The sequence below is a fragment of the Camelimonas fluminis genome, assembly GCF_014656355.1.
GTDB classification, from domain to species: domain Bacteria; phylum Pseudomonadota; class Alphaproteobacteria; order Rhizobiales; family Beijerinckiaceae; genus Camelimonas; species Camelimonas fluminis.
The window spans coordinates 165,536-188,974 of the sequence record NZ_BNCG01000005.1; the positions used below are offsets into that span (position 1 = coordinate 165,536).

The window sequence follows — 23,439 nt, forward strand, 5'->3', positions numbered from 1 at the left end:
CCGGGCTTCGCCGGCCTTTTTATATTGCCGGGCGCGGGATCGAGCCCGCCGGATGAGGTTCGACCATGGCCAAGGCCGTTACGATCAAGATCAAGCTCGTGTCCACCGCTGACACCGGTTACTTCTACGTCACCAAGAAGAACACCCGCACCATGACGGACAAGTTCGCGATCAAGAAGTACGACCCGGTTGCGCGCAAGCACGTCGAGTTCAAGGAAGCCAAGATCAAGTGATCCGGCTTCGGGCGTCCCCTGCGGACGCCCACCGCGATGCTCCCGCGTCGCCGACAAACCGCCCGCCATGGGCGGTTTTTTTGTGGGCGCCGGTGATTGCTGGCTGGGCATGACCGCCCTTGCCAATCGTCAGCCGCCTCGCCTCTCCGCCCGCATCCTGGCCGCCGCCCCGCCGCCGCCCCCTGCCACGACCACCGCGTCATGGCCGGAACAGGTCCGGCCATGACGGTTGGAGCGAAGAAGCGGCTGGGCAGCCGCGGCCAGAGCAGACTTGCTGCTGAGGCGGGCTTGCTGCTGAGGCAGGCTTGCCGGGATCCGGCCAGAATCATCCCGCCGCCGCTGGCCGTATTGTGAACGCCATGCGGCCAGACGCCCATCGCCGCCTGGCTGCCGAAGCCGTATCCAGTAAACCTGCCCGGCCGTCGGGCCCCGGCATGGCTGGCCGGATCAGGCGCGCGGCGACGCGGCCAATACAGGCATGGAGGAGCGTGGATGAGGATGCAGGGGAAACCAATGGCGACGTTGGGCCTGGAATCTGGCCTTCGTCCTGGCCTGGTCGTGGCGCTGGCGGCGTGGCTGGCCCCGGCCCTGGCGGCGGCCAATGGCCTGGCGGCCCACCCGGCCATTTCGGCGGCGGCGCGCACGCCGGCGCTCCCGGTTCAGGGCGGCGCCTGCGCCGGTCTCTGGATGGAGCGGAACGAGATTTACAAGGGCGCCGGCTATTGCTTCAAAACCCGACGCGCCATCACAACCTTCGGCAACGCCGGCTGCCAGTATGACAACGAGGCCGACGTCCCCCTCAGTCATGTGCAGCGGATGCGCATCAACGAAATCCGCGCCGCTGAACGTGGCCTTGGCTGCACGCCCTGAACAGGCGCGCAGGCCTGCGGCCGCGCTGGCTTCCTGCCGGCGCTCACCAGGCCTGGGCGGCCTCCGCATAGGCCCGCTCCAGCATGCTCAGGCAGGCGTTGGCCTGTTCGCGAGCTTCGGGCCTGTCGCACATTCCGGCAATGTCGCGCAGATCGCGGATCGCCACATCGAGCGCCGTCATCAGATCGATGTCCTCGTCGTTATCGATGACAGGATTCTCGAACCGCGGCCGCATGCGGAACTGTACGACATTGCCCATGATACTCATCCGGGTGATACGCGCGAATCGAAGCGTTCGCGTCATCATTTCGCCATGGGCCGGTTAACCGTGAATTACGATAATCTCCGGCTCCCGGGGACAATTCGGGACAGGTGATTGATCTTTCGCCCGCAGCTTGCATCGCGCCTGTTTTCCATCCTGGGCAAGCATCGCAAACAGGAGCTGGACAGCAGGGGCAACAGGAGAACACGGATGCGGATCAGATGGGGTTCAGGCGTCGTCACGGCCATCCTGCTGGCCGCCGGCGTCCCGACGGCGGCAGCGCAGTGGGCGCCCGCCACATCCTGCGACCGTTACGGCGGCGGCGAATTGCAGGCCTGCCTGGCCAGGGCCCTGCCCGGGGCTGACGCGGCGCTCAATGACGCCTGGCGCAAAGCGCTGGCGTCGGTCGGGAACAACGCCAGCCTGAACGCCGCCGACCGGGCGGCGTGGCGGGACAACCTGCTGGCGTCCCAGCGGGCGTGGCTGGCGTTCCGCGACGCAAATTGCAAGTTCGGGTTGATCGCAGCCGAATGGAGCAATGGCGGCGGGGCTACTCCGGCGCAGCAGGCCTGCGTGCTCAGCCTGACGCTGCAACGGGCCAATGAGCTGACCCGACGCTACACGCCGAACTGAAACCATGTGCTGAAAAAAGAGCGGCCGGGAGAAAGCGGGCCAAAGGCGCGTCGCTTCCATCCCGGCCTGAGCCCGTGACGTCCAGGAGATGCGGCGGACCTGAGCATCGCCGGGCTGTTTCGTGCGTGCGCCAGCCGGCGTCCGGCCGCCTGTCACGCTTGTCCACACCCTAACGCGCCGCGCGCGAAATGCAATGACGAATCGTCGGCTTGCGCGCCCTCGCGCGGCCAACCCGTCTCAGGCCAACCCGTCTGAGACTGGCCCGTCTCAGGCTGGCCCGGCGTAATTCTGCACAGCTTCGAGAAACTTGCCGACAGAGATCGGCTTGGACAGATATCCTTCGCAGCCGCCCTCGCGGATACGCTCCTCGTCGCCCTTCATGGCGAAGGCGGTGACGGCGATGACCGGAATATGCCTCAGCGCCGGATCCTCCTTGATCCAGCGCGTCACCTCCAGCCCTGAGACATCCGGCAACTGGATGTCCATCAGGATCAGGTCGGGCCGGTGGGCGCGCGCCAGTTCCAGGGCCTCGGAGCCCTGGGCCGTCTTCAGCGTCTGATAGCCATGGGCCTCCAGCAGATCGCCAAAGAGCTTCATGTTCAGCTCATTATCCTCGACAATGAGTATGGTCTTGCTCATCCGCGACGATCCAATGTGGGGGCCGGTAAAAGATTCCCGGAGCGCCAGGTCCAGGCTTCGGCGGCAGCCGGTTGCGATCCTGCGGCCAAGGTCACGCCTGGCCACCGTCAACCTAGGGACTCAACCCTGAACGAAAGACAAACAATGCTGATTCCGCGTGAAAAAGACATGCTCCAAAAACGCGGCGCGCCCGACCCCGCCGCCCTGGCCATTCAGGCCCTGGGCTTTCTGGCTGAGGACGGGGAGCGGCTCGGGGATTTCCTCTCCCTTTCCGGCCTGACGGTCGACGGGCTGCGGGCCGCGGCCGGCAAGCCGGATTTTCTCATCGCGGTGCTGGAGCATTTGCTACAGGACGAGATGATGGTCATGGCCTTCGCCGCCAGCGCCGGGGTCGATCCGGCCAGCATCGCCCCAGCCTGCCGCAGGCTGATGATTGACGCCGGGCAGCGGCCGGCGGACGATTAGGCACGTTCAGTAAAATGGGCGTTGCATCCGCCAGGACAACGCATCGTTTCAGAAAACCAGGCAAATTTCCGACCACCATGGCCGGATTTGCGCCAGCCGCACCGGTTGTCCGCCAGAACGGGCCTGACACGTCAATGCCGGACCAGTCGCCAGTCGCCTCCGGAGTTTGCCGCGACTGCCTCAGTCGCACGCCGCCGCCCTCGCCCGGGCGACGCTGGCGTTGCCGCGCCTGCGGCGGCCCGCGCATCGCCGCTCACCCCGAGCTGGACCGGCTGACCATTGCCCATATCGACTGCGACGCGTTTTACGCCTCAGTGGAGAAGCGCGACCGGCCGGAGCTGGCCGACCAGCCGGTCATCATCGGCGGCGGCAAACGCGGCGTCGTCTCCACCGCCTGCTACGTGGCCCGCATGTCGGGGGTGCGCTCGGCCATGCCAATGTTCCAGGCGCTGAAACTGTGCCCCGATGCGGTGGTCATCCGCCCCGAGATGGCCCGCTATGTCGCCGTTGGCCGGCAAATCCGCACCATGATGCGCGAGCTGACGCCACTGGTGGAGCCCCTGTCGATCGACGAGGCGTTTCTGGACCTTTCCGGCACAGAGCGGCTGCATCACGCCTCGCCGGCCGAGAGCCTGGCGCGGCTGGCGCGGCGCATTGAGGCGGAGGTCGGGGTCACCGTTTCCGTTGGCCTCTCCTACAACAAGTTTCTCGCCAAGGTGGCGTCGGACCTGGACAAGCCGCGCGGCTTCTCGGTGATCGGCCAGGCCGAGGCGGTGGAGTTTCTCGGGCCAAAGCCTGTGTCCCTGATCCATGGCGTCGGGGCCGTGGCGCGCAAGAACCTGGAAAGCCGCGGCTACCGCCTGATCGCCGACCTGCGCGCCGCGCCCCCCGCGGTCCTCGCTGGCCTGTTCGGCAAGGAGGGCCTGCGGCTCTCGCAACTGGCCCATGGCGTCGACCATCGCAAGGTGACGCCGGAGCGGCCGACCAGGTCCATCTCGGCGGAAACCACGCTGGAGGAAGACGTCGCTGATCTGGCGGCGCTGGAGCCGTTGCTGTGGCGCCTGTGTGAAAAGGTTTCCAGCCGCCTGAAGGCCGCCAATCTGGCCACGGGCGGCGTCACCCTGAAGCTGAAAACCGCCGATTTCCGGGTTGTCACCCGCACCCGCGCCGGCCTGCCGCCAACGCAGCTGGCTCGCCGGCTGTACGAACCAGCCCACGCCCTGCTGCAACAGGAATGCGCCGCCCATCGCGGCCGTCAGGCCTGGCGGTTGCTTGGCGTCGGCGCCAGTGATCTGCAGCCAGGCGAGGATGCGGACAGGGGCGATCTCGCTGACCATACGGCGCGCCGCGAGGCCGATGCGGAGCACGCCATCGACGCCCTGCGCAATCGCTTCGGCGACAAGGCGGTGTTCCGCGGCATCAGCCTGCGCCAGAAACGCCCCTGACGTTGTCGCTTCACGCGTCCGGCGTCACCGCCCCATTTCGCATGGCGCAACGCAGCGCCCCGGCGACGGCCCGCGCCCCATAGCATCTGAAGCGGAACACGCCGCCGTCATGATGCACGGCGACGATTTTCGTCACCCAGCCGCCCTCCAGCTCGACGGAGTGAACGCAGGAAAGCCCGATGCTGACGGGCGCGATATTGTCCTGCAGCATGTGATTCAGGCTGTTGGCCTCAAAACGGATGGCCGCATTGTCGATATGCAGGCGGCCGCCGACCCACAGGCCGCCCATGCGTTTGCGCATCCGGTCCACGACAGGGCCCGCCGCAAATGCGGCGCCCTGTGGGGTGAGCGATGCGTCCGCATATAGCGCGTTGCACAGCCTGCTGATCTGCAACGCTCCCATGATCCGCCTCCTGGAGCAAAACCCGTCCCTGGAGCATTTTCAGGAGAAGCGGCGCCCACGTTTCGTGAAGAAAATGCATTAAATGAAAGCGATACAGCGTTTTCCGCGAACGGGTTTTCACCGAAAACGCCCTGTTGAACGGGGGCTTCGCCCCCTTTTTTCCTGATCCAGCGCGCCCCGCCAACTACGCGCTTTTGTGCGCCCTTGTCCTGAAGCGGTGTGACGGCGCGCCCCCGCCGGAGCGCCGTGATCCTTAACCTCCCGGACCGCCTATTTCCTGCCGCTGGCGCAGGCGCCGGTTCCACGCTGCTCCAGCGTGCGCAGTTCGCCGCGAATGGAGAAATCGCCATAGTTCATGCGCATGGAGCCGCTGACGCCATTTTCGTACAGGTCGAACGCGATGGCGTAGATTGGCGTGCGTTCGCCGCTGCCTGGCGTGTAATAGGACACGCTGATGGGCCAGCGATCGACCTTGTCGAGGCCGGCCTTGCGCGCGGCGTCCTCTATCGGACGGTCCGGCGATGGCGCCGCTTTTTTGCCGATCACGACAAAAGTGTCGAACACCTTGGCCCCGTCCTCGGCGGCGTCATACAGCTTCACGGCCAGCGTGCTCTCCCCGGCCCGCGCCGCGGCGATGATGCGCTGCAGATGCCCGGAGGGAAACGCAACCGGCCCGGCCGCCTCAAAGGCCTTGCGTTCAGGCCGGGTCAGGCTGACGGAGATGCCCGCGTCACTGGCGGCGCCAGTGCGCTTCGCCACCCCCTGCACCCGCTCGTCCGCATCGCCCCGCGCCGTGTCCTGTCGGAAACGGAAGCTGGAGCCATCGGCTTCCTCGTGGGTGGCGGACCGAATGTCGATCTGCTGCGCCTCGCCCTCGGAACGCTCCAGAATCGCCAGTTGCCTGAAATCGAGGCTGTAACCGGTGCAGGCGTCGCCGGAAAACTCATAGGCAATGCGGCCGCTAACGCCGGTGACGGCCCGGCCGCCGCTGCTGTCCGCCAGGGACAGATCATAGACGGCGCGGTGCGGCGCCAGCGGCATCCCACCGCCGACAGCAACGGGCGCGGCGGCAAGGGCGCCACCCCCGGCCAGCGCCAGCGCCACCAGCCCCAGCCCCGCGGCTGCGCGGGGCGCTCTGGCGGCGGCGCGCGAAGAATTGGCCACAATGCGTTTCGTGCTCATGAGTGCTCCATGATTGGCATGGCCAGAACCAGACCGCGCAGCCCCCTTGCGCCAGCCGGGGGCGCCCCGGTGATTCATATAGCCCTGACGCAGCGGAGGGGAAACCGTTCGTCCGCCAGAGCCCGGACAAGATCTGGAGCAGGAACCCGTTCATACTGAACCTGAGTGCTTGCTCCAGCCATTGATCTGACGGGTTTTCCTGACGCAGACTGACAGCCCGTCCGCCGGAAAGCGGCCGGACGGCAACCAGATCCGCCCAATCTGGCCGCGCGCGCTCCCGGGTGCCCGCACGGCTGACGACACGGCAAAACATACAAACCGGGCATAATCTGGATTCATGCCCAATCCGGATTCATGCCCACACGGCGTTTGGCCTGGCCAACCGCGGCGTCAGCGTCACAGCGGCCGGGTCGAGAGGCCGGGCCACGGATGGAGCGAACCCGACATGACCATGAGCAAGGTTGAGCAACGTCTTGCAGAACTCGGCGTCACCCTGCCAGCGCCGGCGGCGCCCATCGCCAATTACACGCCGTTCATCCGCACCGGATCGCTTGTCATTATTTCAGGCCAGTTGTGCCTCGGCGCCGACGGCAAGATCGCGCCACACCATGTCGGTCGCGTCGGCGCCGGGGTCAGCACGGCGGACGCCACCGGCGCGGCGCGTCTGTGCGCCATCAACGTGCTGGCGCAACTGCGCGCCGGCGTCGGCAGCCTCGACCGGGTGCTGCGCTGCGTGCGTCTCGGCGGCTTCATCAACTCCGGGCCGAACTTTGACGCCCTTGCCGGCGTGATGAACGGCGCCTCCGATTTCATGGTAGAGGTGTTCGGCGAGGCCGGCGTTCACGCGCGCTCCACTGTCGGCGTCGCCTCGCTGCCACTGTCCGCCGTGGTGGAGGTGGAAGGAATGTTCGAGGTCCGGTGACCGTCATGGCCCAACCGCCAACAGGGGACGGGAATGAGGCGGGGGAAACCGGCGCCAGCGATCTCACCGTGCGCGTCGCCTCCGCCATCGCGGATATCGACGCGGCGGCGTGGGACGCCTGCGCCGGAGAAGGCAACCCATTCATCCGTCACGCTTTTCTCGATGCGCTGGAGCAATCCGGCTCCGCCTGCGCCGAAACAGGCTGGCTGCCCCTCCACCTGGCGGTGGAGGACGCGGGCCGCAACCTGCTGGCGGCGGCCCCCTGTTATCTCAAATCCCATTCCCAGGGAGAATATGTGTTCGATCACGGCTGGGCCGACGCATTCGAACGCGCCGGCGGAGCCTATTATCCCAAACTGCAGGTGTGCGCGCCCTTCACGCCGGTTACCGGCCCGCGTTTGCTGACGCGCCCCGGCCCACGCGCCGCCGAAGCGCGATCAACGCTGGCGCAAGGCCTGGTCGCCCTGCGCCGCCAGGCCGGCGCTTCATCAGTCCACGTCACTTTCCTTCCGCATGACGAATGGCGTCTGCTCGGCGACAGCGGTTTTCTGTTGCGGCGCGACCAGCAGTTTCACTGGTTCAACGACGGCTACGCCAGCTTTGATGATTTTCTGGCCAGCCTGGCGGCGCGCAAGCGCAAGGCCATTCGCCGCGAGCGTCGCGAAGCGCTGGCGGCCGACATCGCCATCACCCGTCTCACCGGCGCCGGCATCACCGCCGAGGCCTGGGACGCGTTTTTCGAGTTTTACCAGGACACCGGCTCACGCAAATGGGGTCGGCCTTACCTCACCCGCGATTTCTACCATCGCATCGCCGCCAGCATGGCCGACCGCGTGCTGCTGGTGATGGCGCGCCGCGACGGCCGCTACATCGCCGGAGCCATTAATTTCCTCGGCCCGGACGTCCTCTATGGCCGCCACTGGGGCTGCATCGAGGATCATCCGTTCCTGCATTTCGAGGTCTGCTATTATCAGGCCATCGACTACGCCATCAGCCACGGCCTGTCCCGGGTGGAAGCCGGCGCCCAGGGCGAGCACAAGCTGGCGCGCGGCTACCGGCCGGTTCCCACCTTCTCGGCTCACGATATCGCCCATCCCGGGCTAAAACGGGCAATCGCCGAATTTCTGGCGCGCGAAGGCCGCCATGTCGACGCCGCCCAGGCGGAGCTGGAAGGCATGCTGCCCTTCCGTCACGAAGACTGACGCCAGACCGCGATGCGTGTGAGCCATCGCGTTCTGGTGAACCCCGAGCGGCGCAAAGCATGTCCCGCAAGGACATGCGCGATGCTTGCATCAGTTTTACAGGTCGTGGATGCCTCAGCACCTTGGCGCCCTGGCGTGAAACGGGCGGAAAAGCCTGGATACGCTTGACCGGGCCTGCGATGCTTGCCACATCTGCCAGCCAACGACCTGGAGCGTCCGCGGCGAACGCGGGAGCGCTTCTGCTGGGGGCATCATGGCGGCTTACGATCCCAAAAATATTTTCGCGGCAATTCTCAAGGGGCAACTGCCCAGCCACAAGGTCTATGAGGATGAGCTGACCTACGCCTTCATGGACATCATGCCGCGCGCCGAGGGCCACGTGCTGGTGATCCCCAAGGCGCCGTCGCGCAACATTCTGGACATGGAGCCGGAAGATCTCGCGGCGGTGGCCCGCACCATCAAGAAAGTGGCCCTGGCGGCGCGCGAGACCTTCAAGGCCGATGGCATCACCATCCTCCAGGCCAACGAATCGGCTGGCGGCCAGGTGGTGTTCCACACCCACTTCCACGTGCTGCCGCGCTGGAACGGCGTGCCGCTCCGTCCCGCCGCCCAGGAAGTGGAAAAGCCCGACGTGCTGGCCGCCCAGGCCGAACAACTGCGCAAGGCCCTCGACGGCTGAATGGCGGAGCCAGCGCTGGCGCCGCAATGAACCTGGAGAGACGGCGCGGCGCCGCGCCAGCCGTCGCCGGATGACGCCAGATCATTCGCCATACAGACCCATCTGGCGACGGGCGCAGCCGCGCTTGCGGCCTGTCGCTCCAATGCCAGGCCATCTGAAAAGCTGGCTTGCCGGAGCCCATGCGCCTGACGCCCAAAAAGCCGATGCGCCAACTCATTGGTTTTGGTCGATCCCACGCGGCGCGCAGCGTTTCCTTCAGGGAGCAGCGTTTCCCTCAGAAAACCGGGCCAGGCCAGTTTGAACTTTGCAGGTCACCGATGCGGCAGCTTCATCGCGGGCATCTGCGCGACCTGGCCTGAGGCCCCAACCGAAAATATAAATGCCCGCAACGCGTGTGCGGGCATGGGGCGGCCGGACCGGCCCTGACGCAACCGGCGGAACCCGACGGCGCCTGAAACCGCCGCCCCGCCCCGTCGCCCCATCAATGCTGCTTGTTGAGAATCGTCTGAACCGCCTGGACGACCTGGCCAATCGGCTCCTCAAAAGCGGTGTAGAGATAGCTTCCGGCCAGCCAGATACCGATCAGCAGCGGCGGCACCACGATCCAGCCGAGGATTTCCTCCACCCGCTTGCGTCTGCGACGGCGCTCGCGACGCGCTTCATTCCAGGCGCCCATCATTCCCCCGACAGGTCTCACAGACGAAGCGCACCGCCCACGACAACTGTCCTGAACGGCAAAAACACGCCTCTATGCCAACAATACAAACACGGTCGCGGCAACGTCGCGATCATCCGCATCCGCCATGCCTGGAGCAGGTTGACGGCAAATGGAAGGGGCTGGCGCACACAAGTCGCAAAAAACTTCACGTCGGATGCAATGACACATCCGCAAACCAGGCGGCGACGTCGCCAGGCAACGCCGCCGCTGTTTCCCGTTCAGTCGCTGTCCTTTTGTTTCGGCGACGCTTTGGCGTCCCTGGAGCCAACCCGGCCACGCCGCCGCGGCGCGACCGTCTTGCTGTCGCCAGCAGCTTTCCCGACAGCCTTCTCGCTGACCCTCCCGGCGCCGCGACGCGCGCTGGCCGCCCGGCCGCCGCCATCTTCCCCGGATGGGATATCGCCGTCCGGCCCCTTGCGGCTCGTCGTCGCCTCTCCCGTCACGGCTTCCTGCGCCACCATCTCCGGCTCGGCGTCCTGCTCCGGCTCCTTGCGTGGCTCCGGCTTGAGCGGTGGATATTCGAAGCCCAGAACATCCGGCCCGCCATCGTCCGCTGGCTTCACCACGACGCGCACGGCGCCGCCATCCTTCAGCCGGCCGAACAGCACTTCGTCCGCCAGCGGCGTCTTGATGGCCGTCTGGATCAGCCGGCCCATCGGCCGGGCGCCCATGGCGTCATCATAGCCGTTGTCCACCAGCCAGGCCCGCGCCGCATCCGACAGCTCGATCGCCACCTTGCGATCCGCAAGCTGCGCCTCAAGCTGCATGACGAACTTGTCGACCACCTTTGACACCACTTCCTTCGGCAGGTGGCTGAACGAAATAATGGCGTCGAGGCGGTTGCGAAATTCCGGCGTGAACAGCCGGTTGATGGCCTCGTGGTCGTCGCCCTCGCGCCGCGCGCGGGTAAAGCCGAATGCGGCGCGCGCCATGTCGGCGGCGCCCGCGTTGGTGGTCATGATGATGATGACGTTGCGGAAGTCGACCTGCTTGCCGTTGTGATCGGTCAGTTTGCCGTGGTCCATTACCTGCAACAGGATGTTGAACAGGTCTGGATGGGCCTTCTCGATCTCGTCGAGCAACAGCACGCAATGCGGGTTCTGGTCGACGCCATCAGTCAACAGACCGCCCTGGTCGAAGCCGACATAGCCGGGCGGCGCGCCGATCAGCCGCGAAACCGTATGCCGCTCCATGTATTCCGACATGTCGAAGCGGATCAGCTCGACGCCCAGCGACGCCGCGAGCTGACGCGCCACTTCGGTCTTGCCGACGCCGGTGGGGCCGGCAAACAGATACGAGCCAATCGGCTTTTCCGGATCGCGCAACCCGGCCCGCGCCAGCTTGATGGCCGACGACAGCGCCCGGATGGCGTCGTCCTGACCGTACACCACCCGCTCCAGGGTTTCCTGGAGGTGGCGCAGGACCTCGGCCTCGTCGCGCGACACGGACTTTGGCGGAATCCGCGCCATGGTGGCGACGGTCGTCTCGATTTCGCGCACGCCGATCACCTTGCGGCGCTTGCTTTCGGGCAGCAGCATCTGCGCCGCGCCTGTCTCGTCGATGACGTCGATCGCCTTGTCCGGCAGCTTGCGGTCCTGAATGTAACGGGCCGACAGCTCCACCGCCGCCTTCACCGCGTCATTGGTGTAGCGGACATGATGGAACTCTTCAAAATACGGCCGTAACCCCTTGAGAATCTCAATAGAATCCGGAACCGTCGGCTCGGTGACGTCGATCTTCTGGAAACGGCGCACAAGCGCCCGATCCTTCTCGAAGTACTGCCGGTACTCCTTGTAGGTGGTCGAACCGATGCAACGCAGCGTGCCCGCGGCCAGCGCCGGCTTCAGCAGATTGGAGGCGTCCATCGCCCCGCCGGACGTGGCCCCCGCGCCGATCACCGTGTGAATTTCATCAATGAACATGATGGCGTTGGGGTGCGCTTCAATCTCCTTCATCACCTGCTTCAGGCGCTCTTCGAAGTCGCCCCGGTAGCGGGTGCCGGCCAGAAGCGTGCCCATGTCGAGCGAATAGACCGTGGCCTCGCGCAGCACCTCCGGCACGTCGCCCGCGACGATCTTGCGCGCCAGCCCCTCGGCGATGGCGGTCTTGCCCACGCCCGGATCACCCACCAGCAGCGGATTGTTTTTCTGGCGGCGGCACAGCACCTGGATGGTCCGCTCGACCTCGCGCGCCCGGCCGATCAGCGGATCGATGCGGCCCTCGCGGGCTTTCTTGTTGAGGTTGACGCAATACGCGTCGAGGGCGTCGCCCTTCTTCTTGCGGGCGTTGTCGTCGTTGTCGGAGGCGGCGGCGCGGGGCTCGCTTTCCTCCTCGCCGCGCACCGGCCGCGACTCGGACATGCCCGGCCGCTTGGCGATGCCGTGGCTGATGTAATTGACGGCGTCATACCGCGTCATGTCCTGCTCCTGCAGGAAATAGGCGGCGTGGCTCTCGCGTTCGGCGAAAATCGCCACCAGCACGTTGGCGCCGGTGACTTCCTCCCGGCCAGACGACTGGACATGAATGACAGCGCGCTGGATCACGCGCTGGAATCCGGCCGTCGGCTTGGAATCCTCGCTTCCATCAGTAATCAGGTTGCTGAGCTCGGTATCAACGTAGTCGGACAGGGTCCGGCGCAGCACGTCCACATCGACGCCGCAGGCGCGCATGACCGCCGACGCATCCTGATCATCGACCAGCGCGAGAAGAAGGTGCTCAAGCGTCGCGTATTCGTGTCGGCGTTCGTTCGCCAGGGCGAGCGCGCGATGCAGGGCTTGTTCGAGGCTCCGTGAGAATGTCGGCAACGGCTTCCCCTATGCGCGGTTCAGTTTTTTTCCATCACGCATTGCAGGGGGTGCTGGTGGCGGCGTGAAAAATCCATGACCTGGGCAACCTTTGTCTCGGCCACTTCAAAGGTATAAACGCCGCAAACCCCAACTCCCGTCTGATGCACGTGATACATGATCCTGGTCGCGTCCTCGCGCGACTTGTTGAAGAACTGCTCCAGCACCTGAACGACAAATTCCATCGGCGTATAATCGTCGTTCAGCAGCAGGACCCTGTACATGTCCGGACGTTTCGGACGCGTACGGGTCAGCAGGGCCGCTCCAGCTCCCTGCTGGTCGTCAGGCCCTCCGGGGGAACCGCCATTGCCTGGCCGGGTTCCCATCAGACGCTCCCGGTCGGCGCCAGCTTTCGCTTCCTCCAGCAGTCTTTTCCACATCGTCGCGCGTCATCTCGCCTGATCAACCGTGCGCAACGGACCGGACCCGAAGCGCACCGTTCATAATCTAGTCCTCCTGGGGCCGCTTCGCCAGCCCATCCCCTCTGGCGCCGGCCAGGAAAAATCGCTCCGCCACAGGCAACGCCCCGGAAAGGCCCCGCCAACTCCATTCCAGACGTCATTTCCTGGAAATGGATGAACGTTACCCGATGAACGCGCGGCGAGATTTTGTTGTTCTGGTTAATGCCCCAGCCCGTCCCGGAGCGGGACGTGGACAGGCTCAAGACGCCCTTGCGCGTCCATCACCGGCAAGTCCATGCGCGCGGCGTTCCGTTGCCATTGATCTTCAAGCGCTTTCCCACAAACCGCGCGGCTCCTGGAGCGACGCGACGTCATCGCAGACGTCAGCCACAACCATCCCGCCCCCGCCCCGCCCGCCACCAACGCGCCGTCCGCTTAACGCTCCGGTAACCGCGATCGTGGCAGGTTCAGGTCGAACACAGCACCCCATGCAGATGCGGCGCCGGACCTGGCGACGAGCGGACGACAGCGGAACTGACGATCATGGTCTCTGGTCACAGCACAACGCGACGGAATGTACGCTGGATCCTGACGGTGGCGCTTGGCGTCGTCGTCACAGCGTCAGTCAGCGTCGCGCCCGCCGAGGCGCGCAGGAAGCACCGCATCCGTCATCATGGCGGAGCCTCCCAGGCCTATGATCCGCCATTCGCGGCGATCGTCATCGACGCCAAGACCGGCAAGACCCTTTACGCGAAAAATCCGGACGCCCGCCGTCACCCGGCCTCCATCACCAAGGTCATGACCCTGTACATGCTGTTCGAGCAGCTGGAACAGGGCCGCATGCGCCTGGATACGCCGCTGCGGGTTTCGGCCCACGCCGCCTCGATGCCGCCGTCGAAGCTGGGCGTCCGCCCGGGCGGCACGATCTCCGTCGAGAACGCCATCAAGGCGCTGGTGACCCGTTCGGCCAACGACATCGCCTCGGCCATCGGCGAGAACATCGGCGGCTCGGAAGCGCGCTTCGCCCAGATGATGACCCGCAAGGCCCGGGCGCTCGGCATGACCGGCACCGTCTACGTCAACGCCTCGGGCCTGCCTGATACGCGGCAGATCACCACCGCCCGCGACCTCGGCATTCTGGCCCGCGCCGTGCAGGACCGCTTCCCGCAGTATTACGGCTACTTCTCCACCCGCAGCTTCCAGTTCGGCAGCCAGACCATCGGCAACCACAACCGCCTGCTCGGCGCGGTCGAAGGCGTGGACGGCATCAAGACCGGCTACACCCGGATGTCCGGTTTCAACCTGATGACCTCCGCCCGGGCCAATGGCCGTCACGTCGTGGGCATTGTGCTTGGCGGCCGTTCTGGCGCCATCCGCGATCGCATCATGGCCTCGCTGGTGGCCGAACACATGCCGACGGCCTACGCCGGCGCCCGCATTGCGCCGCTGGTTGGCGAATCCGGGGCCGCCGTCCGTGTGGCCGCCGCCACCGCGCCGCGCCCCGAGCCGCGTCCCGCCGATCTCCCGGCGCGCGGCGTTCGCCCGGTTGTGGCTTCTGCTTCAGCTTCAGACACGGCGACGCCGTCAACCTTCCGCTGGGTGGCGCCGCGCAACGAACAGGATTCGGCGGCGGTCACCCGCCTCGCCTATGCGCCGGAATCCGAGCCGGCCGCGCCGCGTGAGCTTGACTCCCGGGGGCTTGCCCGACTGATCAAGAACAAGGCCAACAAGCCTGCCCGTCAGGCGGCCGCGGCGGAAGCGCCGGCGGCGGAGGCGGAAACAGCGCCAGTCGCCCGCGGCGGATCATGGGTCATCCAGCTGGGAGCCACGGAAGACGAGGCCTCCGCCAAACAGCTTCTGGCCGACGCCCGCGGCGCCAGCGAGTATCTCAAGACGGCGGCGCCGTTCACTGAAAAGGTGGTGCGCGGCAAGGCGACCCTGTGGCGGGCCCGCTTCTCGGGCTTCGGTCCAAAGGGCGCGCAAGACGCCTGCCGGGCCCTGAAGGACAATGGCTACGAGTGCTTCGCCACCCGCGGCTGATCCAACTGGTCATCGTCGATCCGCTTTTGACTGACGGCGCAACGCTCACCTGACAGGGCGCCTCACGGCCCCCCCTGCCCACGGCGGCGCGCCAACCCGGCCCAACGCAGCATGATCCAGAGCCCTGTGAAAGCCAGTCGGCGGCTGACAGGGCAACGGGAGAGCTGCATCCGGTCTGGCCGGGAGAGACCGGCGCGGAAGCGGCGAAACGGCCGCCTCGCCAGGGGGCGCGCAACACAGGTTTTCCGGGGCGCCCTTCAGCGCTGGCCAACGCGCCCCGGCCCGATGTTTCCGGGCATGACCCGCGTACGAAGCCTGGCCCGCAAAGGTCCGCGCTTCGGCGGGGCGGTCCGATCACCGCCTGGGGCCCGCTCCAGGTTTCTGGTTTGACGCATTTTCCTGATGCGAGGCCCGTTCCGCCTCGCCTGAAAGTGCCTTGGTGGAGTTAGCGATGCCGGGCCAGCAAAATATCCTTGGCTTGATTGACCCGCGCCGCCAGCCACGTCGTGCCCCCCTGGTCGGGATGCAGACGTTTCATCAACGTGCGGTGGGCGCGCCGGATATCTTCGGCCCCGGCCCCCGGAGCAAGGCCCAGGACCTCATAGGCCTCCTTTTCCGTCATCGCGCCCGCGCCCGGACGCCCGTTGCGGCTCCGCGCGTCGCCATCTCCATCAGCGTGTTCACGCCATGCGGGAAACCGGCTGTCGAGATAAGCCTCTAACAGCCGCGCCCCATCCGGATCGCCCGCCAGACAATCCCGGCGCAACGCGATCAGCTCCCCGAGCCCGAGCGCGCCGAGCCGGGCTCCCGCGCGCGGGCCCGCGATTACCTGCCCGTCAAAAGCGCCGCTGTCATGATCGACAGTCATCTCGATAAACGCCGAGCGGGCCCGCGACACCCGCCCGGACGCCGCGCCATTCTGGAACGGCAGATTGAACGGCAGCCGGAACGGCAGCTCGCCGTAAGCCCAGGCGCCAGCGCCAGCCACCAATAACGCCATGTCGATCCGGCCGCGCAGCAGCAGCACGCCGGCGACAATGAACGCCGCGACGCCGCCAGCCTTGCGCAGCAGCGGCGCCAGCTTCGCCATGTCGGCCTTGCCATATTTCGTGAGCAGCCACCACAGCGCCGCGACGGCAACCAGACCTGCGATCAGCGCCATCCGGGCAAGTTCTCCATGGTTCCATGGCGCGCGGATCCCACGCTCCGCAGCTTCACCGGCCCAGCTCTACCGCATTCGCACATGATGCGCATCCCGATCGCCACCGTGGCGGCGAAGTTTGCGTCGGCATATATCTGTTATCTGTCGCCATGCATCCGCCGCGCCATCGCCATACGCTCCGGCCATATCGCCGCTCGTGAAGATTGCCTTCGGCGCGCATGCGCGATAGGTCCGCCGTCGGCCACAACGCAGAACACGGAGCCAGCACATGAGCAGCGTTGAAACGGCGACCACGGTGGCGCAACTGCGGGAGAAGGTCGCGCAATGGCGTCGCGAGGGCGCCCGCGTCGCCCTGACCCCGACGATGGGCGCCCTGCACGATGGCCACCTGTCGCTGGTGCGGCTGGCGCAGCAGCACGCTGACCGGGTGATCGTCTCGATTTTCGTCAATCCGAAGCAGTTTGGCCCCAACGAGGATTTTTCCCGTTATCCGCGCACCCTGCCCGAGGACCTCGCCCTGCTGGAAACCGTGGGCGCGGACCTGGCCTGGACGCCGGACGTGGCGGCCATGTATCCGGACGGATTCGCCACCAGCATCGGCGTCGGCGGTCCGGCCCTGGCGGGACTGGACGACGCTCACCGTCCCGGCCATTTCGACGGGGTGGCCACGGTGGTCGCCAAATTGCTGCTGCAAACCGGCGCCGACGTGGCCGTTTTCGGTGAGAAGGACTACCAGCAGCTTCAGGTCATCAACCAGCTGGCGCGCGACCTGAACATCCCCGTCGAGATCATCGGCGCGCCGACCCGGCGCGAGGCGGACGGCCTCGCCCTCTCCTCACGCAACCGCTACCTGTCGCCGGAAGACCGCGCCGTGGCGCCCGCCATCGCCCGCGTGCTCAGCGTCTGCGCCGAGCGGCTGCGCACCGGCGCGACGGCGGCGCCGGTCATGGCGGACGGCGTGAAGACGCTGGAATCCGAGGGCTTCAAAGTCGATTATCTGGTCGCCCGCCATGCGGTGACGCTGGCGGAGGTCAACAGCATCGCCGATGGCCCCTTGCGCCTGCTGGTCGCGGCGCGGCTTGGGGCGACCCGCCTGATCGACAATATCGGCGTGTGAGCGTCATGCGCGGCCGCAACCTGAGCCGCTCCGCCCGCAACGCCGCGCTCGCCGTGCTGGCGCTCGCGGCGTCCAGCGGTTTCGTGGCTCCAGCGAGCGCCGAAGTGCGGTTTGGCAATAACGTCCGCGTCGGCGGCCATGATTTTTCCAACCAGACCTTCAACGCCAAACGTCGCGGACGCATCTATCTGTATGATCGCAAGCCGCGCCGCGAGGGCTGCGTCTGGAAAGCGGACGGACGTGGCGGCCGGGTCAGGGTCTGCCATCTCCAGCGCGTCCGCTAGAGGGTTCCGGGACCGACGCCGTCTTGCGTTAAAAGAACGCGTTTAATCAAAGAGACAGAGCAGCGCGCCCATTCGGCTTGAATGGATTCGGCCCTAGGGCCCCCTGGTCGCGTCCGGCAGGGCGTTGCTGCGCTGGAGCCTCTCAGCGCCCCGAATAGCCATAGCCGAAGCTGGCGCGGCCGCCGACGCGGATTTCGGTGTCGCCGAAGCGCATGACCTTGTTGGACGAACCAGGCTCACGCCTGTCGATCCGGTCAGCCAGCGCCCTGGCGTCCAACCGCGGCTCTTTCCCGGTTTTCCGCCAGGTTTCGTGTCTGGTTTCTTGCCGGGTTTCGTGTCTGGTTTCCTGCGGCGCAGGGCTGCGCCGTTGCGCGGGCTGACGCTCACCAGCGACGACCGCCCCCGCCAGCGCGACGCCGGCAATCTGCCCCAGCACAAGCACAACCGCGCTGGTCCACGCGGCGGCCTGCCGCGCGCCGCGCGCCCTCGGGCCAGCCAGCAGGTCCGCGCGCTCCGGCCCCCCGTCCACGCCCTGGGCAGGCGTGGCCACGCAGGACAATGGCTCCACCGCCGGCTTTCCCATGCTTTCCCTCCTCAACGCCACTCCAGCCACACGCGCCGGCAGAATGTTTTCCCGCCAGCCAACAGGCGCGTCAATCCAGCGGAGCAGCCCAATTCAGCGTGATGGCCATGGTCGCCTGTTTCTGGGCGAACCCAGGTCTGCCGCGCCCCTCTGGTCTGGTCGGAAAATGCCCCGGGGACCAAACACCAGACGCGCGGAAACCGCGCCAGCAATCCGGATGTCATTTTTGATATCATTCCAATGTCGTGGTTGACCAGGCGGAAAGTTTTGCCATTCTCGATGTAGGCATTGACTACATTGGATGCGCCCATGACCTACCATCATGGCAATCTTCGCAAGGCGCTGCTTGAGCGCGCCGCGGCCGTCATCGCAGAACAGGGCGTCGAAGGCCTGAGCCTGCGCGGCCTCGCGCAGGAGCTTGGCGTGTCGCACGCTGCGCCGTCGCGCCACTTTCGCGACAAGGTCGACCTGCTGCGCACGCTCGCCACGGAAGGCCATGAGACGCTTGGACGCTATACCTTCGCGGCCAGCAACCAGGCGGGCCCCGATCCGCTGGAACATCTCGCCGCGCTCGGCCACGCCTATGTGCGCTTCAGCATGGAGCACCCCGCCTATTACCGGACCGGACGGCACCCGGAAGTCGCGGCGCAGGCCGACGAGGCCCTGAAGGCGGCGAACGGCAGGCGCATGGAGGCGTTGTTGCGCGCCACCCACGCGGCCCAGGAGGCCGGCTGGCGTCAGGACGCTTCCGCCCTGCACGCCATGGTTTTCGGTCTGGCCGCCGTGCGCGGCCTCGCCGCCCTGCTTCACGACCCGCTGTTTCGCAGCCACATCGGAGACATCGATCCCGACGCGCTCATCGACGGCGTGATGCGCCTCGTGATTGATCCCGAAGCCGTGCGCGCCGCGACCCATGCGCCAGAGGATGACGCCGACGCAGCGGACGCCTGACCGGCTCTGGCCGCCAGGGAGCGCTTTCCGGCCAGACAGGACATCTGGTCGACCGGAACTCGCTCAGACGAAAAGCCCGGGCGGTTGCCGATCCACATGGACCGGAGCTGCCCGGCAGGCGCACCCAGCGCCCGATCAGACACAGGAGGCGGAGCATCGGCCCGGTTCGGAAGGCGCCCCGTCCCCGACAACAAACGGGAGGAAGCCAATGCCAAGCGCGACATTTATTGACCATGCCGGCCAGAGCCGCACCGTTGAAGGCCCCGAGGGCGAAAACCTGATGCGGGTGGCCGTTCTCAACGACGTGCCCGGCATCGACGCGGATTGTGGCGGCGAATGCGCCTGCGCCACCTGCCATGTGTTCGTGGATGAGGCGTGGCTCGACAAATGCGGCGAGCCCTCCGAACTGGAGACCAGCATGCTCTCGTTCGCCGCGACGGCGCAGCCGAATTCGCGCCTGGCCTGCCAGATCATTCTGACCAGCGCGCTTGACGGCATTGTCGTGGAAACGCCCGCCGCCCAGCACTGACGCAGGCCCCGATCAGCCGGTCCCGACCAGCCGGCCCCACCAGGGACCGCCGCAGCTTGACGGCCCGGTCTTCCAGGCCGTGGTTGCGGCCGCAATCTCGCGAAGCAACCCGCTTCATACGCACCGGAAAGCGCCGGCTGACACTGTCGACGCCTCAAACAGACAACGCCAGGAACAGAATGTAGCGGCAGACAACACGAGCCCGTTCCGCCTGGCGGAGCGGAAACAGCTCAAGGCTGGAGGAACACCATGGATCCCTTCCACAATCCTTTCATCGCCGAACACACCGGGCGGGCCCGGACGATTCCGCTGGAAGAGTTCAGCCCCGCCAACCCCAAGTACATGGAGATGGACGTCTGGCAGCCCTATTTCAGCCGGCTGCGCGAGGAAGCGCCGCTTCATTACTGCGAGGACAAGATTATCGGGCCTTACTGGTCGCTGACCCGCTACAAGGACATCATGGCGACGGAGGTGAACACCAGGGTGTTTTCCTCATCCTCGACCTTTGGCGGCATCACGCTGATGGACCAGCGGGAAGAACTGCCCATGTTCATCGCCATGGACCAGCCGAAGCATGACGAGCAGCGAAAGGTGGTTCAGCCGATCGTTTCACCGCAAAACCTCGAAAGCATGGAGAAGCTGATCCGCCAGCGGACGCAGAAGGTGCTGGACGCCCTGCCGCACAACGAAACCTTCAACTGGGTCGAGAAGGTTTCCATCGACCTCACCAACATGATGCTGGCGACCCTGTTCGACTTCCCCTTCGAGGACAGGGCCCTGCTCACCTACTGGTCGGACAGCGCCACCGCCAACACCCTGGGCGGCGGCCATATCGACTCCGAGGCGACGCGGGAGCGCATCCTCGCGGAGTGTCTCGCCTATTTCACCAGGCTCTGGAACGAGCGGGTGAACGCGGAACCCGGGTCGGATCTGGTCTCCATGCTGGCGCACGGACCCGCAACCCGGAACATGAGCCCGCGCGAATATCTCGGCAATCTGGTGCTGCTGATCGTTGGCGGCAACGACACCACGCGCAATTCGATGACTGGCGGCGTCTGCTTCCTCAACCAGAACCCGGACGAATACGCCAAGCTGCGCGCCAATCCGGCGCTGGTCGAGTCCATGGTGTCGGAGATCATCCGATACCAGACGCCGCTTGCCTACATGCGGCGCACGGCGCTGGAAGATTTCGAGATGCACGGTCAGACAATCCGCAAGGGCGACAAGCTGGCCATGTGGTACGCCTCCGGCAACCGCGACGGCGAAGCCATCGACAACCCGGACCAGTTCATCATCGACCGGGCCCGGCCGCGCCAGCACCTGTCGTTTGGCTTTGGCATTCACCGCTGCGTCGGCAACCGCCTGGCCGAATTGCAATTGCGCATCCTGTGGGAGGAAATCCTGCAGCGGTTCAGCAAGATTGAGGTGGTCGGGCCGCCAAAGCGCGTCTTTTCCGCGTTTATCCGGGGTTACACCGAACTCCCGGTGCGCGTCTCCCGCTGACCCGGCGGCCAGCCCGCAATGCTTGCCCCCTGCGACAAACCGGATTGACCAACGCGCGCCCGACGCCAGACAGCGTCGGGCGCGCAGCACATTTTGGCAACACAAGTAATATTTATAATATATAATTGTCAAAATTGAATTGACATTTAAATAAAATCGCCGCAATTGCCCGTTAATATTATATTCGATTATTGATTCAATATTATACGGTTCAAGATATTGACTTAAAATCATACGGGTCGTTGCGACCAAAAACAAATACTGCCCTTTTCGCGGCGCACATTACTGCAGGCGCGCCCGTTGCTTCAGGCGCGTCGCGCATCGCGCCTTCTCATGACGGCTGTGGCTGGCGCTCTGGCATGCGCGCCGCAACCGGCGACAGCCATCATTCTGAACGACCGGGCGGCAGCCATGCTTCCTGGTCCGCGTGGGCTCATTCCGCGCATCGAGGAATGGCATGACGCCGGAAACATCTACAACAACGTTGTAGCCATCGCGGCGCATGACAAGAATGGTAAAGTTGTTGATTCGTTCTGCACCGGAACGCTTATTGACCACAGGACGATCCTGACCGCAGCGCACTGCGTCTACGATACTGACACAAATAATATTTCAAGAAACTTAAAAAATACATGGATTCATTTTAGCCCGGACGCCACAACGCCTTCCTTGAACGACAGGCGGCTCAGCGGCTTCATGGTGCACCCTGCTTATGACAATCTGAAACACGCGGACGGCAAAGCAAACCACAGGGACATAGCCCTGTTTTCGCTTGACCGGCCTGTCACCGCCGTCAAGCCTGTCCGCCTCCTCCAGCCGGGCGAGCCCCTGCCCAAGCCGGGAACGGTCGTTCGCATCGCGGGCTATGGCCGTGCGGGCGTTGGATCAACGGAAGAGGCCATAGAAAACGCCCGCCGCCGTTCGGCGGTCACGACAATCGGCCGGGTGCGCGGCGCCCGCAAGACCATGCCTGGCCTGATCAAAGTGGAGTTTCGGGACCCGGAGCATCCGAAAAAGTACAATACCTTCAGTCAGACATCGCCCATTCCGACCTGGCAGGGACAGCCAGGACCGGGCGACAGCGGCGGTCCGCTGTTCATGGTGATGGACGACGGCTCCCTGACACAGATCGGCGTGCTTCATGGCGGCGCCAGCGGCTATGGCGGCGTCGACGACTACGCGCCCATACGGGAGAACCTTGACTGGATTCTTCGGAATACTCCCTTGCGCCATGTGACAGCGAAATCAGGCGCATGGAACTGGAGCGACCCCAGGGCATGGACCGATCGCCACGCCGCGTCTGGCGCGCCCGGGGAAGCGCCTGACAACCGCCCCGGCTCGCCGTCCCAGGAGGCTGATGGCAAACCCGGGCGCTATTATGCAACCTACGTGACCAAAGCATCGCAGATCAGGCTCGACCGATTCGTATCCATTGACCGCCTGGTCGTCGACAATGATCAGGCAAGCATCCTGATTCCTGAAGGGCGGCGACTGCAGGTCGAACTCGACGCGTTGCTTCTCACAGGCGCGATCATCGTGGACGGCGCGCTCGAAACCCGGGCATTCAACAGCCCCCTCGACGCAGAGCCAGGCCTCCACCAGATCCAGGGCCGGATTTCCGGCGGCGGCGAGCTTGCCGTCAATGGCCGCTTCGTCCAGCTTGGCGGTGTTGTTGCCCCCGGCAAAGCCATGGAACTGGGCCCGCTGGTTATCTGGGGCAGTTACGTCCAGCACCCTGGCGGCGTCCTGGCCGTGCGCGTCACCGACAAGGGAAACGCAGACCGGCTTGTCGTCTCCGGCCCCGCCGACATCTCCGGCAAGCTCGCCGTCGCCGTCATGGGCAAGGCGCCCGCAAAGGGCCAGACTTTCACCATCCTGCGCGCCAGCGAACTCACCGGCAACTTCAGCAGGATCGTCAGTTCACTCCCCGCCTTCACCTGGACAACCCACGCCGACGGCAATCGCATCATCCTGACCGCAACCGGCGTCGACTATGGTCAGGTTCTGGCTGACGAAGCGCCCCTCGCCACTGGAAAGGCGACCTTGCGCCACCTGTCAGGCCGCATCGCGATCGCGCCCCTCAACCGTCTCGCCGCGCAACTCGCCCCCGAGGCCGGGGCGCTCGCCGACAGCATCATCGCCAGCGACGTCCCCTTCCCGTCGACGCCGGCGCTGGCCGTCGCCAGCCTCAACACCATGGACGCAGAAACCCTGAGCCGCACCCTGCTCGCCCTGCCGCCATCCGGCTTCCACACCCAGACCGGCTTCGGCATCGTCACCTCGCGCCTCACCTCCGCCGCCATCTTCGAGCGCCTCGGCAGCCTCGGCGGCAGCGTCGCCCCCGGCTTCTCAAACCTCAACGCCCTCAATGGC

24 protein-coding genes and 1 pseudogene are annotated in these 23,439 nt (G+C 65.7%); 15 read left to right on the forward strand and 10 right to left on the reverse strand.

Translation table 11 applies throughout. The features are described from left to right. The first annotated feature begins 65 nt into the window (after positions 1 to 65). Both rpmG and IE243_RS09055 read left to right on the forward strand, forming a co-directional pair. A complete protein-coding gene (gene rpmG / locus IE243_RS09050; RefSeq protein WP_132005784.1) occupies positions 66 to 233 on the forward strand; it encodes a 50S ribosomal protein L33 in 168 nt (55 codons plus the stop codon). Between the two features lie 513 nt (positions 234 to 746). Beyond that, complete coding sequence (locus tag IE243_RS09055; RefSeq protein ID WP_191319024.1) at positions 747 to 1,103, forward strand: YARHG domain-containing protein; 357 nt, start codon at positions 747 to 749, stop codon at positions 1,101 to 1,103. A gap of 43 nt (positions 1,104 to 1,146) precedes the next feature. Here the strand turns inward: IE243_RS09055 and IE243_RS09060 are convergent, their stop codons facing one another. Next, the gene (locus IE243_RS09060) at positions 1,147 to 1,362 is read right to left on the reverse strand and encodes a hypothetical protein (RefSeq protein WP_132005787.1); all 216 of its coding nucleotides are present in this window, start codon (positions 1,360 to 1,362) and stop codon (positions 1,147 to 1,149) included. Between the two features lie 213 nt (positions 1,363 to 1,575). Here IE243_RS09060 and IE243_RS09065 point away from each other — a divergent pair, with 213 nt between their 5' ends. Further along, on the forward strand, positions 1,576 to 1,998 hold the full coding sequence (locus IE243_RS09065) for a lysozyme inhibitor LprI family protein (RefSeq protein ID WP_191319025.1): 423 nt from the start codon (positions 1,576 to 1,578) through the stop codon (positions 1,996 to 1,998). Between the two features lie 267 nt (positions 1,999 to 2,265). Here the strand turns inward: IE243_RS09065 and IE243_RS09070 are convergent, their stop codons facing one another. Then, complete coding sequence (locus IE243_RS09070) at positions 2,266 to 2,637, reverse strand: response regulator (RefSeq protein ID WP_191319026.1); 372 nt, start codon at positions 2,635 to 2,637, stop codon at positions 2,266 to 2,268. 168 nt (positions 2,638 to 2,805) lie between these two features. Here IE243_RS09070 and IE243_RS09075 point away from each other — a divergent pair, with 168 nt between their 5' ends. Both IE243_RS09075 and IE243_RS09080 read left to right on the forward strand, forming a co-directional pair. After that, positions 2,806 to 3,102: a DUF3572 domain-containing protein gene (locus IE243_RS09075; RefSeq protein ID WP_191319027.1), complete on the forward strand. Its 297-nt coding sequence runs from the start codon at positions 2,806 to 2,808 to the stop codon at positions 3,100 to 3,102. 134 nt (positions 3,103 to 3,236) lie between these two features. Beyond that, positions 3,237 to 4,547: a DNA polymerase IV gene (locus IE243_RS09080; RefSeq protein WP_191319028.1), complete on the forward strand. Its 1,311-nt coding sequence runs from the start codon at positions 3,237 to 3,239 to the stop codon at positions 4,545 to 4,547. 10 nt (positions 4,548 to 4,557) lie between these two features. On the opposite strand, the gene IE243_RS09085 is transcribed toward IE243_RS09080, so the two are convergent. Continuing rightward, positions 4,558 to 4,950, reverse strand: a complete 393-nt coding sequence (locus IE243_RS09085) for a hypothetical protein (RefSeq protein ID WP_191319029.1) — start codon at positions 4,948 to 4,950, stop codon at positions 4,558 to 4,560. Between the two features lie 270 nt (positions 4,951 to 5,220). Further along, the gene (locus IE243_RS09090; RefSeq protein WP_191319030.1) at positions 5,221 to 6,132 is read right to left on the reverse strand and encodes a cell envelope integrity EipB family protein; all 912 of its coding nucleotides are present in this window, start codon (positions 6,130 to 6,132) and stop codon (positions 5,221 to 5,223) included. Between the two features lie 451 nt (positions 6,133 to 6,583). Between IE243_RS09090 and IE243_RS09095 the strand changes: the two genes are divergently transcribed. The 3 genes from IE243_RS09095 to IE243_RS09105 all read left to right on the forward strand — a co-directional run bounded on the left by IE243_RS09095 (position 6,584) and on the right by IE243_RS09105 (position 8,935). Beyond that, a complete protein-coding gene (locus tag IE243_RS09095; RefSeq protein ID WP_191319065.1) occupies positions 6,584 to 7,054 on the forward strand; it encodes a RidA family protein in 471 nt (156 codons plus the stop codon). Between the two features lie 5 nt (positions 7,055 to 7,059). After that, the gene (locus IE243_RS09100; protein WP_191319031.1) at positions 7,060 to 8,256 is read left to right on the forward strand and encodes a GNAT family N-acetyltransferase; all 1,197 of its coding nucleotides are present in this window, start codon (positions 7,060 to 7,062) and stop codon (positions 8,254 to 8,256) included. 253 nt (positions 8,257 to 8,509) lie between these two features. Beyond that, entirely contained in the window at positions 8,510 to 8,935 is a 426-nt protein-coding gene (locus tag IE243_RS09105; protein ID WP_191319032.1) for an HIT family protein, read from the forward strand. Between the two features lie 481 nt (positions 8,936 to 9,416). Here the strand turns inward: IE243_RS09105 and IE243_RS09110 are convergent, their stop codons facing one another. The 3 genes and pseudogenes from IE243_RS09110 to clpS form a co-directional block, all read right to left on the reverse strand. Then, positions 9,417 to 9,611 (reverse strand): hypothetical protein, encoded by a 195-nt coding sequence (locus tag IE243_RS09110; protein WP_191319033.1) that lies wholly within the window; start codon positions 9,609 to 9,611, stop codon positions 9,417 to 9,419. Positions 9,612 to 10,165: 554 nt separating this feature from the next. After that, a pseudogene (clpA, locus tag IE243_RS09115) lies at positions 10,166 to 12,457 on the reverse strand (ATP-dependent Clp protease ATP-binding subunit ClpA); the annotation flags it as partial. Between the two features lie 20 nt (positions 12,458 to 12,477). Further along, entirely contained in the window at positions 12,478 to 12,876 is a 399-nt protein-coding gene (gene clpS / locus IE243_RS09120) for an ATP-dependent Clp protease adapter ClpS (RefSeq protein WP_373301627.1), read from the reverse strand. A gap of 564 nt (positions 12,877 to 13,440) precedes the next feature. Between clpS and IE243_RS09125 the strand changes: the two genes are divergently transcribed. After that, the gene (locus IE243_RS09125; protein ID WP_191319035.1) at positions 13,441 to 14,937 is read left to right on the forward strand and encodes a D-alanyl-D-alanine carboxypeptidase; all 1,497 of its coding nucleotides are present in this window, start codon (positions 13,441 to 13,443) and stop codon (positions 14,935 to 14,937) included. Between the two features lie 445 nt (positions 14,938 to 15,382). Here the strand turns inward: IE243_RS09125 and IE243_RS09130 are convergent, their stop codons facing one another. After that, positions 15,383 to 16,099: a DnaJ domain-containing protein gene (locus tag IE243_RS09130; RefSeq protein WP_191319036.1), complete on the reverse strand. Its 717-nt coding sequence runs from the start codon at positions 16,097 to 16,099 to the stop codon at positions 15,383 to 15,385. A gap of 268 nt (positions 16,100 to 16,367) precedes the next feature. Between IE243_RS09130 and panC the strand changes: the two genes are divergently transcribed. Then, positions 16,368 to 17,216 carry a pantoate--beta-alanine ligase gene (gene panC, locus IE243_RS09135; RefSeq protein ID WP_191319037.1) on the forward strand — a complete coding sequence of 283 codons (849 nt, stop codon included), beginning with the start codon at positions 16,368 to 16,370 and terminating at the stop codon, positions 17,214 to 17,216. A 5-nt stretch (positions 17,217 to 17,221) separates the two neighbouring features. Then, complete coding sequence (locus IE243_RS09140) at positions 17,222 to 17,500, forward strand: hypothetical protein (protein WP_191319038.1); 279 nt, start codon at positions 17,222 to 17,224, stop codon at positions 17,498 to 17,500. Positions 17,501 to 17,642: 142 nt separating this feature from the next. On the opposite strand, the gene IE243_RS09145 is transcribed toward IE243_RS09140, so the two are convergent. Continuing rightward, a complete protein-coding gene (locus IE243_RS09145; RefSeq protein ID WP_191319039.1) occupies positions 17,643 to 18,083 on the reverse strand; it encodes a hypothetical protein in 441 nt (146 codons plus the stop codon). A gap of 11 nt (positions 18,084 to 18,094) precedes the next feature. Beyond that, entirely contained in the window at positions 18,095 to 18,394 is a 300-nt protein-coding gene (locus IE243_RS09150) for a hypothetical protein (protein WP_191319040.1), read from the reverse strand. On the opposite strand from IE243_RS09150, the gene IE243_RS09155 reads away from it, so the two are divergent. The 4 genes from IE243_RS09155 to IE243_RS09170 all read left to right on the forward strand — a co-directional run. Beyond that, positions 18,393 to 19,034, forward strand: a complete 642-nt coding sequence (locus IE243_RS09155; RefSeq protein ID WP_191319041.1) for a TetR/AcrR family transcriptional regulator — start codon at positions 18,393 to 18,395, stop codon at positions 19,032 to 19,034. The genes IE243_RS09150 and IE243_RS09155 overlap by 2 nt on opposite strands. Positions 19,035 to 19,242: 208 nt before the next feature. Further along, positions 19,243 to 19,563, forward strand: coding sequence for a 2Fe-2S iron-sulfur cluster-binding protein (locus tag IE243_RS09160; protein WP_191319042.1), 321 nt, complete (start codon positions 19,243 to 19,245; stop codon positions 19,561 to 19,563). Between the two features lie 249 nt (positions 19,564 to 19,812). Further along, entirely contained in the window at positions 19,813 to 21,066 is a 1,254-nt protein-coding gene (locus IE243_RS09165) for a cytochrome P450 (protein ID WP_191319043.1), read from the forward strand. Positions 21,067 to 21,477: 411 nt separating this feature from the next. Next, a partial coding sequence (locus tag IE243_RS09170) for a S1 family peptidase (protein ID WP_191319044.1) occupies positions 21,478 to 23,439 on the forward strand: 1,962 nt, incomplete at its 3' end.